The sequence below is a fragment of the Burkholderia singularis genome, assembly GCF_900176645.1.
Lineage (GTDB): Bacteria > Pseudomonadota > Gammaproteobacteria > Burkholderiales > Burkholderiaceae > Burkholderia > Burkholderia singularis.
Genome location: NZ_FXAN01000086.1, coordinates 20,794 through 32,717, shown reverse-complemented (window position 1 = coordinate 32,717; position 11,924 = coordinate 20,794). Strand labels below are relative to the sequence as shown.

Genomic DNA, 11,924 nt, shown 5'->3' with positions numbered 1-11,924 from the left:
CGCCGGAGGGCAGCGCGCAAGCCGTTCGTCAATGGCGGAAGTGGCGCACGCCCGTCAGCACCATCGCGATGTTGTGCTCGTCGGCAGCCGCGATCACTTCGTCGTCGCGTACCGAGCCGCCCGGCTGGATCACGCAGGTCGCGCCCGCCGCAACGACGACGTCGAGGCCGTCGCGAAACGGGAAGAACGCATCCGATGCGACCGCCGAGCCGGCGAGCGTGAGGCCCGCATTCTGCGCCTTGATGCTCGCGATGCGCGCCGAATCGACGCGGCTCATTTGGCCCGCGCCGACGCCGAGCGTCATGCCATTGCCGCAGAACACGATGGCATTCGACTTCACGTACTTCGCGACGCGCCAGGCAAACAGCAGGTCGTCCATTTCCTTCGGCGTCGGGTGGCGCTTCGTGACGACACGCAATTCGTGCGGCTGCACGTTGCGTGTGTCGAGCGATTGCACGAGCAGGCCGCCGCCGACGCGCTTCAGATCGAAGGGACGGCTGTCGCTGGACGCTGCGGCGCCCGGCGCGATTTCGAGCAGACGCACGTTCTGCTTTGCCGCGAACACTTGCTTGGCGGCGTCCGAGAACGACGGTGCGATCAGCACTTCGACGAACTGCTTGGCGACCGCTTGCGCGGCGGCCTCGTCGACTTCGCGGTTGAACGCGATGATGCCGCCGAACGCGGAGGTCGGATCGGTTTGGAACGCCTTCGAGTAAGCTTCGGCCGCATCCGCGCCGAGCGCGACGCCGCACGGGTTCGCATGTTTGATGATCACGCAGGCGGGAGCGTCGAACGTCTTCACGCATTCCCATGCCGCATCCGAATCGGCGATGTTGTTGTACGACAGTTCCTTGCCCTGCAACTGGCGATAGTTCGCGAGCGCATCGGCCGGCGCCGCGAGGTCGCGATAAAACGCCGCGCTCTGGTGCGGGTTTTCGCCGTAACGCAGATCCTGCACCTTGTCGAACGCCAGGTTCAGCGTCGCCGGATAGGTGTGGCGCGACGCGTGCTGCAATTCGTCGGTCAAGCTCGTCAGATAGTTGGTGATCGCGCCGTCGTACTGTGCGGTGTGCGCGAATACTTTCGTCGCGAGCCGGAAGTTCGTCTTGTAGCTGAGCGCGTTGCCGTTCGCCTTCATTTCGTCGAGCACCACGGCGTAATCGGCCGGATCGACGATCACCGTCACGTCGCGGTGGTTCTTTGCCGCCGAGCGCAGCATCGTCGGGCCACCGATGTCGACGTTTTCGATCGCCTCGGCGAGCGTGCAGTCGTCCTTGGCGACCGTCGCGACAAACGGATACAGGTTCACGACGAGCAGATCGATCGTCGGGATGCCATGCTGCTCGAGCGAGCGCATGTGCTCGGGCAGGTCGCGGCGCGCGAGGATGCCGCCGTGCACCTTCGGGTGCAGCGTCTTCACGCGTCCATCGAGCATTTCCGGGAAGCCGGTGTAATCGGCTACTTCGGTGACGGGCAGGCCGGCGTCGGCGAGCAGTTTCGCGGTGCCGCCCGTCGACAGCAGCTTGACGCCGAGCCCGGACAGCGCTTTTGCGAAGTCGACGATGCCGGTCTTGTCGGAAACGGAGAGGAGCGCTTGCTTGATCATGATGGAGCCACCAATAGGCAGGATAACCAGGAAAACGGGGGCGCGGCCGCGCGCGGCACTACAGCAGGCCGTGCTGCTGTAGTTTCTTGCGCAGCGTGTTGCGATTGATGCCGAGGTACTCGGCGGCGAGCGACTGATTGCCGCCCGCCTGCTCGAGCACGACTTCGAGCATCGGCTTTTCGACGCACGACATCACCATTTCGTAGACGTCATGCGGATTGGAGCCGTCGAGATCCCGGAAGTAGCCATCCAGGCTGTCGCGGACGCATTGTTCGATGTTGTGCTTGCTCATGCTGCTAACTGGTTGGAATCACCCGAGCCGCCGCGGCCGCCGTCCGCTTCGTCGACATAGACGAGACGATCGGACAGCGCCTGTTGCGCGTCGAAGAACTCGTTGACGGCGGCAAGCTGCTCGCGGGTGGAATCGAGCGTGTTCATTCGGTGCCGGAACCCATTCGCGCCGGAAAGGCCGCGAGTGTACCAGCCGATGTGCTTGCGCGCAGTGCGCACGCCCGTGAATTCTCCGTAGAACGCGTAGTGATCCTCGAGGTGCTCGTTCATGACCTGGCGGATCTCGTCGATGCGCGGCGGCGGCATTCGCTCGCCGGTTTGCAGGAAATGATCGATTTCGCGAAAGAGCCACGGCCTTCCTTGCGCGGCGCGACCGATCATCAGCGCGTCGGCGTGCGTCGTGTCGAGCACGGCCTTGGCTTTTTCCGGCGACGTGATATCGCCGTTGGCGACGACCGGAATGCGCACCGCGGCCTTCACCGCAGCAATCGTCTCGTATTCGGCGTCGCCGTGGTACAGGTCGGCGCGCGTGCGGCCGTGCACGGTCAGCATCGAGATGCCGGCCGCCTCGGCAAGTTTGGCGACCGTCACAGCGTTCTTGTGCTCGCGATCCCAGCCGGTGCGGATCTTCAGCGTGACCGGCACGGCATCGGGCCCGGTGCCGACCGCGGCGACGACCGCCTCGACGATCCGAGCGACGAGCGGCTCGTTTTGCAGCAGCGCGGAGCCCGCGGCGACGTTGCAAACCTTCTTTGCCGGGCAGCCCATGTTGATGTCGATGATCTGCGCGCCGTTGGCGACGTTGTAGCGTGCGGCTTCGGCCATCATCGCCGGGTCGGCGCCCGCGATTTGCACGGCGATCGGCTCGACCTCGCCTGCGTGATTCGCGCGGCGCATCGTCTTCTCGCTCTTCCAGAGCTGCGCATTCGACGCGACCATCTCGGACACGGCGTAGCCCGCGCCGAGGCGCTTGCAAAGCTGGCGGAACGGCCGGTCCGTGACGCCCGCCATCGGGGCGACGAACAGGTTGTTGCGCAGAACGTGAGAGCCGAGAACGGGCATCGCAATGGGGCTGCCCGCACGGGCGCGGGCAGGAGGTCGACGGACGGGAAAACGCGCATTTTACCGTAACCGCCGATGCTGCCGAATTGTGCAAATGTCGGTGATCGTTAAATCGGCGATGAACAGGGCGCGAAAGTGGCGCGGCGCATGGTCGCGGCAGGCGGCTCGAGGTAATGCGGCGTATCGCGGCGTTTTTGCGGCAACGCAATGTGCGGGCGGAGCGTGTCGCGCCACCGTGCGGCGGCGGATGATGCGCACGGCATTGGCGCTTGCCTGGGGCTTCGACGATTCGCGGCGATCGGCGCGCGAGCCGGGCAGCGGTTTGTGCATCGCGGGCATGACGAAGTGACGCAGCCCGTCGACAAGCGGCAGCGTGCGCGGCGGGTCGATGCGGCGCGATATCGGCGCATGTGCCGCCGGTTATGGCGGGCGCCGACGCGCGTGCCGGCGCGTCGCGCCACGCACCGCCCGCGCATGCCGGGCGGCTTTCACCGGATCGGGCCCGTGAATTTTCGGGAAAACGGAAAACGGCCGGCCGACGATTCGACCGGCGCGGCACGCTTTAGCGCCGCTGTCCGAACATCATCTGCCGTGCGATGGCCGTCTTGAGCGGCGGCACGCATTCGAGCGCGGTGAGCGCCGCGCCGCGCAGCAGCGCGAGCGGCGTCGAATCGATCGTGAAGAGGCGCGCGAGCGTATCCGTTGTGCCGATCGTGAGGCGCCGGTCGAGTGCGCGGCGCGCGTTGAACGCCGCGAGCGCAAGCGGCGTTGCGCCATGTTCGGACAGCGCCTCGACGAGGGTGTGCGCATCGCGCAAGCCGAGATTCAACCCCTGGCCCGCGACCGGATGCAGCGTTTGCGCGGCGTTGCCGACGATTGCGATACGGCCGTCGACGAGCGTGTCGGCCGCGGCGAGTCCGAGCGGAAACGACGCGCGTCCCGCGATATGCGTGAAGCGGCCCATTCGCTCGCCGAACGCGGCGCCGAGTTCGCGTAGAAACGCGTCGTCGGGCAACGCGCCGCGCCGCTGCGCGGCGTCGGGCGCGCAGCACCAGACGAGCGCATAGTCCGCCTGGCGCGGGCCGCCCAGCGGCAGCAGCGCGAGCGGGCCTTCGGCGGTGAAGCGCTCCCATGCGACGCGCGGGCGCGGCGCCGATACCGAGACGGTGCCGACGAGCGCGGTTTGTTCGTAGTCTCGGCGCCGCGTGCGCTTGGCGAGCTTGCGTTCGCGGTCGCCGAAGAGCCCGCCTTCGGCGTTGACGAGCACGCGCGCGCGCAGCGTGCGCATGCCATCCGGCGTCTCGATCGTCACGCTCACGCCGTCGGCGTCCTGCGTGGGCGTTTGCGCGCAAGCCGACATGAACCAGTGCACCGGCGCGCCGCGCACCGCGCGTGCGAGCGCCTCGACGATCGAGCCGTAGCGCGCGACATAGCCGAGTGCGGCGAGGTCGTGCTCGTCCCGGTCGATCAGCGTGCGCCCGAAGCGGCCGCGCTGCGACACGTGGATATGCTCGATCGGCGTGGCGTCGGCAGGCCAGCCGAGCGTGTCGAGCAGAATCCGGCTGCCTTGCGATACGGCGATCGCGCGCGGATCGTTTGCGCTCGCTTGCGGCGCGCGCGCGTCGATCAACGCGATCGACAGCGCGCGCGTGGCGCTGCGGCGCGTGAGCCAACCGGCAAGCGCGAGCCCGACCGGGCCCGCGCCGACGATCGCGATATCGAAATCGAAATCGAACGCAGGTGAGGAGGCGGCGGTCGTCATCGTGAGTGGTGGTTCGTTCTGGCGGGAAGGCGAGGCGCGAGCGTCACGGTTGCTGCTGCGGTGACGGCGCGGCGGCGCGCGCATCGCGCATCAGCGCCTCGATCTCGCCCGCGGCCACCGGCACGCCGCGCGTGATCAGCTCGCAGCCGCCGGGCGTGACGAAGGCGTCGTCCTCGATCCGGATGCCGATGTTCCAGTACGCCGGCGGCACGTCGTCGGCGGGGCGCACGTAGAGGCCCGGCTCGATCGTGAGCGCCATGCCCGGTTGCAGCACGCGAGACGGCCGTGCGCCGTCTTCTCCGCGCGGTGCATGGCGCTCGCGATAGTCGCCGCAATCGTGCACATCCATGCCGAGCCAGTGGCCGGTGCGGTGCATGTAAAAGCGCGTGTACGCGCGCTCGGCGATCACGTCGTCGACGCTCGGGAAGCGCGCTTTCGGCACGAGGCCGGTGTCGAGCATGCCTTGCGCGAGTACGCGCACCGCGGCGTCGTGCGGATCGTCGAATGCCGCGCCGGCGCGCGTGGCCGCGATCGCAGCCTCCTGCGCGGCGAGCACGATGTCGTACAGCTCGTGCTGAGGGCCCGAGAAGCGGCCGTTCGCCGGAAACGTGCGGGTGATGTCGGACGCGTAGCCGTCGAGTTCGCACGCCGCGTCGATCAGAACCAGATCGCCGTCTTGAACGATCGCGTCGCCGGCCGGGTAATGAAGCACGCAGGCGTTCGCGCCGGCGGCGACGATCGAGCCGTAAGCCGGCGATTGCGCGCCGTGGCGCCGGAACGTGTACAGCAGCTCGGCTTCCAGTTCGTATTCGCGCACGCCGGGGCGGCATGCGGCGATCGCGCGGCGGTGCGCGAGCGCGGAAATGTCGGCGGCGCGGCGCATGATGGTTTGCTCGTGCGCGTCCTTGACGAGCCGCATGTCGTCAACGAGCGGCGTCAGATCGAACGCCGCGCGCGGCGGTGCGACGCCCGTGCGTTCGCGCGCGCGCACCGCGTCGAGCCAGCCGGCGATGCGGCGCTCGAGTTCGGCGGATGCGCCGAACAGATAGAAGAGCGCGGGCGCGTCGGCAATGATGCGCGGCATCTCGGCATCGAGCGCGTCGTAGGCGAACGCGGCGTCGAAGCCGAAGGCGTCGCGCGCGGCGTCGGGGCCGAAATGGAAGCCTTCCCAGATCTCGCGCTCGGGATTTTTCGCGCGGCAGAACAGAATCGTGCGCGGCGCGCTTGCCTCGGACGATGCGTCGAGCACGACGAGCGCATCGGGCTCGGCAAAGCCGCTCAAGTAGTAGAAGTAGCTGTCGTGCCGGTACGGATAAGCGCTGTCGCGGTTGCGCATCACTTCCGGCGCGGTGCAGATGATCGCGACGCCGCCGCCTTGCGCGCGCAGCGCGGCCAGCACGCGGTCGCGGCGCTGGCGGTAGACGTCGAGGGCGATGGCGGGTTCGGTCGGCTGGTTCATCACGCGATTGTAGCGCCGTCGCGGCGCATGCGCGCGAGCGCAATGGGCGGCGGAAATTGTTGCAAACCATCCACAGGCCGGGCAGCCGATTGTCAATCAGTCAACGCCCCCCGGTTATGATCGGCGGCAACGTATACTCTCGGGCGGTATTCTCGATAGAACCCGACAGAAGGCAATGATGAAATTAATCGGCTCGCTCAGCAGCCCATTCACCCGCAAGGCGCGAATCGTGCTCGCTGAAAAGAAGATCGACTACAAACTGGAACTCGAGAACGTTTGGGCGCCAGACACCCACATCCACGCGTCGAACCCGCTCGGCAAGGTGCCCTGCCTGGTGATGGAAGACGGCGCCGCGGTGTTCGATTCGCGCGTGATTTGCGAATACGTCGATACGCTGTCGCCGGTGGGCAAGCTGATTCCGCCGTCCGGGCGCGAGCGCATCGAGGTGCGGTGCTGGGAGGCGCTTGGCGACGGGGTGCTCGACGCGGCGGTGGCGATTCGCGTGGAGCACACGCAGCGCGAGCCGCAGCAGCGGAACGACGCGTGGATCGCGCGCCAGCAGCGCAAGATCGACGACGGCCTCGTCGCGATGTCGCAGGGGCTCGGCGGCAAGCCGTGGTGCGTCGGCAATCACTACACGCTCGCCGACATCGCGCTCGGCTGCACGCTCGGTTATCTCGACTTCCGGATGCCGGAAATCAATTGGCGCGAGCGCCATCCGTATCTCGACAAGCATTACGCGAAGCTGTCGCAGCGCCCGTCGTTCGTCGATACGGTGCCGCAGTGACGGCGGCGCGCGGCCGATAGGCAGCGGCCGCTAAGCGGCCAACGACAACGCCTCGCGGCGAGCGCCGCGAGGCGTTGTCGTTTGGGACGCGGGCAGGCTCAGCCGAGTTGCGCGTAGACGATTTCGCCGGGCGTGAACGAATCGCTGCGCGCGGCGGGCCACCACGTGTCGTACAGCGACAGCCCGCACGGGCTGCCGCTGAGCAGCGCGCCCGGCGGCAGATATTTGAGCAGTTGCGACATCAGCCGCACCTCGTGCGGCGCGATGCGCTGAACGATGTGGTGCGCGCGCAGCTCGCTCGGATGGCGCAGCCCCGCCGCCTGGATCAATTCCTGCAGCGCATGCAGCGTATTGCGATGGAAGTTGCGCACGCGTTCGGCCTTGTCGGGCACGACGAGCGCGCGCTGGCGCACCGGGTCTTGCGTGGCGACGCCGGTCGGGCAGCGGCCGGTATGGCAGTTCTGCGCCTGGATGCAGCCGACCGCGAACATGAAGCCGCGCGCCGAGTTCACCCAGTCCGCGCCGATCGCGAGCGTGCGCGCGATATCGAACGCGGTGATGATCTTGCCGCTTGCGCCGAGTTTCACGCGATCGCGCAGCCCGATTCCGACGAGCGTGTTATGGACGAGCAGGAGCCCTTCCTGCAGCGGCACGCCGACGTGATCGGTGAATTCGAGCGGGGCTGCGCCCGTGCCGCCTTCCGCGCCGTCGACGACGATGAAATCCGGCACGATGCCCGTTTCGAGCATTGCCTTCGCGATGCCGAAAAATTCCCACGGATGGCCGATGCACAGCTTAAAGCCGGTCGGTTTGCCGCCCGCCAGCTCGCGCAGCCGGTCGACGAATTCGAGCAGCTCGCGCGGCGTCGAGAATGCCGAATGCGCGGCGGGCGACACGCAATCCTCGCCCATCGGCACGCCGCGCGTCTCGGCGATCTCGGGCGTGATCTTCGCGGCGGGCAGCACGCCGCCGTGGCCCGGCTTGGCGCCCTGCGAGAGCTTCACCTCGATCATCTTCACTTGCGGCTCGCGCGACTGCTTCTCGAATTTGTCCGGATCGAACGTGCCGTCGGCGCGGCGGCAGCCGAAGTAGCCGGAGCCGATTTCCCAGATGATGTCGCCGCCGTTCTCGCGGTGGTACTTCGACATCGAGCCCTCGCCGGTGTCGTGCGCGAAGCCGCCCAGCTTCGCGCCGAGGTTCAGCGCGCGGATCGCGTTTGCCGACAGCGCGCCGAAGCTCATCGCCGAGATATTGAAAATCGAGATGTCGTAAGGCTGCTTGCGCGACGCGCCGACGCGAATCCGGAAATCATGCCCGTCGAGCTTCGTCGGCGCGAGCGAGTGGCTGATCCATTGATGCGCGACGGCTTTCACGTCCAGCTCGGTGCCGTAAGGCCGGTTGTCGGCGACGTTTTTCGCGCGCTGGTAGACGAGGCTGCGCTGCGCGCGCGAGAACGGCTTTTCGTCGGTATCGTCCTCGACGAAGTATTGGCGGATCTCCGGGCGGATGAACTCGAACAGGAAGCGCAGGTGGCCCCAGATCGGATAGTTGCGCAGGATCGCGTGCCGGTCCTGCTTCAGGTCATACAGGCCGAGCGCGAAGGCGGCGGCAACCGGCACCATCCATAGCCACGAAATCGCATGCCGCGCGGCAAGCAGCGCGAGCGCGGCGAGCAGAACGGCTGCGCACCACATCGCGAGATAGCGTCGAGAAAACATGGGGACTCCCAATCATCGTTTTTTGAGACGCCGCGATGCCCGGTAGGGCCGGGCGGTGCGGCAACCGGCACGGCGCGCCGTTCGACGCGGCGCCGTGCGCGTGCCGCCAGTCTAAACCGTTCGCCGCTCAGCGCGCGCCGGCGAGCGTGGCAACGCCGCTTGCCGGGTGCGCGGCGCTCAACGCGGATGTGGGCGCGGCCGGAGCGGTGAGGCCGGCTGGGCTGCCGGCCGCCGATTCGATGATGCCGCCGCCGATGCACACGTCGCCGTCGTACAGCACCGCCGACTGGCCGGGCGTGACTGCCCACTGCGGCGTGTCGAACGTGAGCGAGAAGCGTTCGCCGTTCGCGTCGCCGGCCGGGGCGCGGCCGAACGCGCAGTGCGCGTCGGCCTGCCGGTAGCGGGTTTTCGCGCCGCACCGCATGCCGTCGGCGGGTGGCTCGCCCGCGATCCAGCTGACGTTGCCCGCGACAAGTTCGCGCGACAGCAGCCACGGATGGTCATGGCCTTGGACGACGTACAGCGTGTTCGACGCAATGTCCTTCGCCGCGACGAACCACGGCTCGCCGCTGCCGTCCTTGCTGCCGCCCAGGCCGATGCCCTTGCGCTGCCCGAACGTGTAGAACGCGAGGCCGATGTGCTCGCCGACCGTCTTGCCGTCGGGCGTCTTCATCGGGCCGGGCTGCGTCGGCAGATAGCGGTTCAGGAAGTCGCGGAACGGCCGCTCGCCGATGAAGCAGATGCCGGTCGAATCTTTTTTCTTCGCATTCGGCAGGCCGATGCGCTCGGCGATCTCGCGCACCTGAGTTTTCGGAATCTCGCCGAGCGGGAAGAGCGTCTTCGACAATTGCGCTTGATTCAGCCGGTGCAGGAAGTACGACTGGTCTTTCGTGTGATCGAACGCCTTGAGCAGCTCGAAGCGGCCGTCGCGCTCGCGCACGCGCGCGTAGTGGCCGGTCGCGATCGTCTGCGCGCCAAGTGACATCGCGTGATCGAGGAACGCCTTGAACTTGATCTCGGCGTTGCAGAGCACGTCCGGATTCGGCGTGCGGCCCGCCGAGTACTCGCGCAGGAATTCGGCGAATACCCGGTCCTTGTATTCGGCCGCGAAATTGACCGCCTCGACGTCGATGCCGATCAGATCCGCAACCGATACGACGTCGATCCAGTCCTGCCGCGTCGAGCAGTATTCGCCGTCGTCGTCGTCCTCCCAGTTCTTCATGAAGAGGCCGACGACGTCGTAGCCCTGTTCCTTCAAGAGCCATGCGGTCACCGACGAATCGACGCCGCCCGACATGCCCACCACCACCCGGCGCTTGCTCATTTGTCCACCGCCTGCCGGACGTCGGCCGTGCTGCCCGTGCGGTAGGGCGCGACCGAGTGCGTGTGCACGAAATCGAGCGGCACGCGGCGCCCGGCGAGGTAGTCGTCGACGCTGCGCATCACGGTGGGCGAGCGGTGGTGCTGCGCGCAGGCGCGCAACTCGTCGGCCGTCATCCACAGCGTGCGGACGATGCCGTCGTCGAGCGCGCGGCCCGCGAGCGCGTCGCCCGCGCGGCCGCAGAACGCAAAGCGCAGATAGGTCGCGCCGGCACGCGCCGGGCGCTCGTAGTGCGCGAGGTAGATGCCAACGAGCGCGTCGGGCTCGAACGGACGCGCGGTTTCCTCGAGCGTTTCGCGAATCACCGCGTCGACGAGCGTTTCGCCGGCTTCGAGATGGCCTGCGGGCTGATTGATTCGCAGGCCCGATGACGTGTGCTCTTCGATGACGAGAAAGCGCCCGTCGCGCTCGACGATCGCGGCGACCGTCACGTGCGGAGTCCAGATTTCGGGTTTCATGGTCCCGCATTTTACCGGTTGCGCGCGTGGGCTGCCGTAACCCCATAGCGCGGTTCCGACCCCGGCGCAAGCCCCTGCGTTGCCGCGCTGCCCCGGTGGGGCCGCTGCGAACCCGCCCCGTTGCGGAATCGCAGCCGCTTTCGGTTAAAGTGGCGCCTGAAACAGCCGTTGCCTTCGAGCCGGTATGTCCAGTCGTCCGGCTCGCCCGCAGTCCAGCAGCAAAAATCATGCAGAGGAGGGATCGACGATGCATATCGGAGTGCCTGCCGAGACGCGGGCGAACGAGGCGCGCGTGGCGGCGACGCCGGAGACGGTCAAGAAATACGTAGCGGGCGGCCATCGCGTGACGCTCGAACGCGGCGCCGGCGCGGGCGCGAGCTTTCCGGACGACGCGTATGCGGCGGCCGGCGCGGAGCTTGCCGATGCGTCCGCCGCGCTCGGCGCGGATCTCGTGCTGAAGGTCCAGGCGCCGACCGAGGCCGAAACCGCGCATCTGAAACGCGGCGCGACGCTCGTCGGGATGCTCGAGCCGTTCAACGCCGAGCAGGCGGCGCGGCTCGCGGCGGCGGGCGTCACCGGTTTCGCGCTGGAGGCCGCGCCGCGCACCACGCGCGCGCAGAGCCTCGACGTGCTGTCGTCGCAGGCCAATATCGCCGGCTACAAGGCGGTGCTGGTCGCCGCGTCGCTGTATCCGCGCTTTCTGCCGATGCTGATGACAGCCGCCGGCACCGTGAAGGCCGCGCGCGTGCTGGTGCTCGGCGCGGGCGTCGCGGGCTTGCAGGCGATCGCGACCGCCAAGCGTCTGGGCGCGGTGATCGAGGCGTCCGACGTGCGCCCGGCGGTGAAGGAGCAGATCGAATCGCTCGGCGCGAAGTTTCTCGACGTTCCGTATGAAACGCAGGAGGAGCGCGACGCGGCCGAGGGCGTGGGCGGCTACGCGCGGCCGATGCCGGCATCGTGGCTCGGGCGCCAGGCGGCGCTCGTGCACGAGCGCGCGAAGCAGGCCGACATCGTCATCACCACCGCGCTGATTCCGGGGCGCCCCGCGCCGACGCTGATCTCCGCGCAGACCGTCCAGTCGATGAAGCCCGGCTCGGTGCTCGTCGATCTCGCGGCGGGCCGCGGGCCCGAGATCGACGGCCGCAAAGGCGGCAACTGCCCGCTGAGCGTGGCCGATCAGGTGATCGTCCACCAGGGCGTGACGATCGCCGGTTACACGAATCTGGCCGCGATGGTGCCCGCCGACGCGTCGTCGCTCTACGCGCGCAATCTGTTCGACTTCCTGAAGCTGATCGTCACGAAGGAAGGCGCGCTCAACATCGATCTTTCGGATGACATCGTCGCCGCGACGCTTTTGTGCCGCGACGGCGAAGTCACGCGCAAATAACGGGGAGGCGGCG

Annotated in this window: 10 protein-coding genes; 2 read left to right on the top strand and 8 right to left on the bottom strand. The window is 67.8% G+C overall.

What is annotated here, in order from left to right; all coding sequences use genetic code 11:
• Positions 1–28: 28 nt before the first annotated feature.
• The 5 genes from purH to BSIN_RS19180 form a co-directional block, all read right to left on the bottom strand.
• Entirely contained in the window at positions 29–1,606 is a 1,578-nt protein-coding gene (gene purH, locus BSIN_RS19205) for a bifunctional phosphoribosylaminoimidazolecarboxamide formyltransferase/IMP cyclohydrolase (protein ID WP_089341628.1), read from the bottom strand.
• Positions 1,607–1,664: 58 nt separating this feature from the next.
• Positions 1,665–1,898 (bottom strand): Fis family transcriptional regulator, encoded by a 234-nt coding sequence (locus BSIN_RS19200; RefSeq protein WP_004194052.1) that lies wholly within the window; start codon positions 1,896–1,898, stop codon positions 1,665–1,667.
• The gene (gene dusB, locus BSIN_RS19195) at positions 1,895–2,959 is read right to left on the bottom strand and encodes a tRNA dihydrouridine synthase DusB (protein WP_089341627.1); all 1,065 of its coding nucleotides are present in this window, start codon (positions 2,957–2,959) and stop codon (positions 1,895–1,897) included. Before dusB ends, BSIN_RS19200 begins: the two co-directional genes overlap by 4 nt.
• A gap of 562 nt (positions 2,960–3,521) precedes the next feature.
• Positions 3,522–4,721, bottom strand: coding sequence for a UbiH/UbiF/VisC/COQ6 family ubiquinone biosynthesis hydroxylase (locus tag BSIN_RS19185; protein ID WP_089341625.1), 1,200 nt, complete (start codon positions 4,719–4,721; stop codon positions 3,522–3,524).
• Positions 4,722–4,764: 43 nt separating this feature from the next.
• Positions 4,765–6,180, bottom strand: a complete 1,416-nt coding sequence (locus BSIN_RS19180) for an aminopeptidase P N-terminal domain-containing protein (protein ID WP_089341624.1) — start codon at positions 6,178–6,180, stop codon at positions 4,765–4,767.
• A gap of 175 nt (positions 6,181–6,355) precedes the next feature.
• Between BSIN_RS19180 and BSIN_RS19175 the strand changes: the two genes are divergently transcribed.
• On the top strand, positions 6,356–6,967 hold the full coding sequence (locus tag BSIN_RS19175) for a glutathione S-transferase family protein (RefSeq protein ID WP_089341623.1): 612 nt from the start codon (positions 6,356–6,358) through the stop codon (positions 6,965–6,967).
• A 98-nt stretch (positions 6,968–7,065) separates the two neighbouring features.
• On the opposite strand, the gene BSIN_RS19170 is transcribed toward BSIN_RS19175, so the two are convergent.
• From BSIN_RS19170 to BSIN_RS19160, 3 genes are all read right to left on the bottom strand, one after another.
• Entirely contained in the window at positions 7,066–8,685 is a 1,620-nt protein-coding gene (locus BSIN_RS19170) for an FMN-binding glutamate synthase family protein (RefSeq protein ID WP_089341622.1), read from the bottom strand.
• Between the two features lie 127 nt (positions 8,686–8,812).
• Entirely contained in the window at positions 8,813–10,009 is a 1,197-nt protein-coding gene (mnmA, locus tag BSIN_RS19165) for a tRNA 2-thiouridine(34) synthase MnmA (protein WP_089341621.1), read from the bottom strand.
• Positions 10,006–10,524 carry an NUDIX hydrolase gene (locus BSIN_RS19160; RefSeq protein ID WP_069233807.1) on the bottom strand — a complete coding sequence of 173 codons (519 nt, stop codon included), beginning with the start codon at positions 10,522–10,524 and terminating at the stop codon, positions 10,006–10,008. Before BSIN_RS19160 ends, mnmA begins: the two co-directional genes overlap by 4 nt.
• A gap of 247 nt (positions 10,525–10,771) precedes the next feature.
• Here BSIN_RS19160 and BSIN_RS19155 point away from each other — a divergent pair, with 247 nt between their 5' ends.
• The gene (locus BSIN_RS19155) at positions 10,772–11,911 is read left to right on the top strand and encodes a Re/Si-specific NAD(P)(+) transhydrogenase subunit alpha (protein WP_089341620.1); all 1,140 of its coding nucleotides are present in this window, start codon (positions 10,772–10,774) and stop codon (positions 11,909–11,911) included.
• Positions 11,912–11,924: the final 13 nt, after the last annotated feature.

Bases quoted from the DNA above. Each gene is read 5' to 3' on its own strand.
- purH (WP_089341628.1), bottom strand. From the start codon at position 1,606: ATGATCAAGCAAGCGCTCCTCTCCGTTTCCGACAAGACCGGCATCGTC.
- BSIN_RS19200 (WP_004194052.1), bottom strand. From the start codon at position 1,898: ATGAGCAAGCACAACATCGAACAATGCGTCCGCGACAGCCTGGATGGC.
- dusB (WP_089341627.1), bottom strand. From the start codon at position 2,959: ATGCCCGTTCTCGGCTCTCACGTTCTGCGCAACAACCTGTTCGTCGCC.
- BSIN_RS19185 (WP_089341625.1), bottom strand. From the start codon at position 4,721: ATGACGACCGCCGCCTCCTCACCTGCGTTCGATTTCGATTTCGATATC.
- BSIN_RS19180 (WP_089341624.1), bottom strand. From the start codon at position 6,180: ATGAACCAGCCGACCGAACCCGCCATCGCCCTCGACGTCTACCGCCAG.
- BSIN_RS19175 (WP_089341623.1), top strand. From the start codon at position 6,356: ATGATGAAATTAATCGGCTCGCTCAGCAGCCCATTCACCCGCAAGGCG.
- BSIN_RS19170 (WP_089341622.1), bottom strand. From the start codon at position 8,685: ATGTTTTCTCGACGCTATCTCGCGATGTGGTGCGCAGCCGTTCTGCTC.
- mnmA (WP_089341621.1), bottom strand. From the start codon at position 10,009: ATGAGCAAGCGCCGGGTGGTGGTGGGCATGTCGGGCGGCGTCGATTCG.
- BSIN_RS19160 (WP_069233807.1), bottom strand. From the start codon at position 10,524: ATGAAACCCGAAATCTGGACTCCGCACGTGACGGTCGCCGCGATCGTC.
- BSIN_RS19155 (WP_089341620.1), top strand. From the start codon at position 10,772: ATGCATATCGGAGTGCCTGCCGAGACGCGGGCGAACGAGGCGCGCGTG.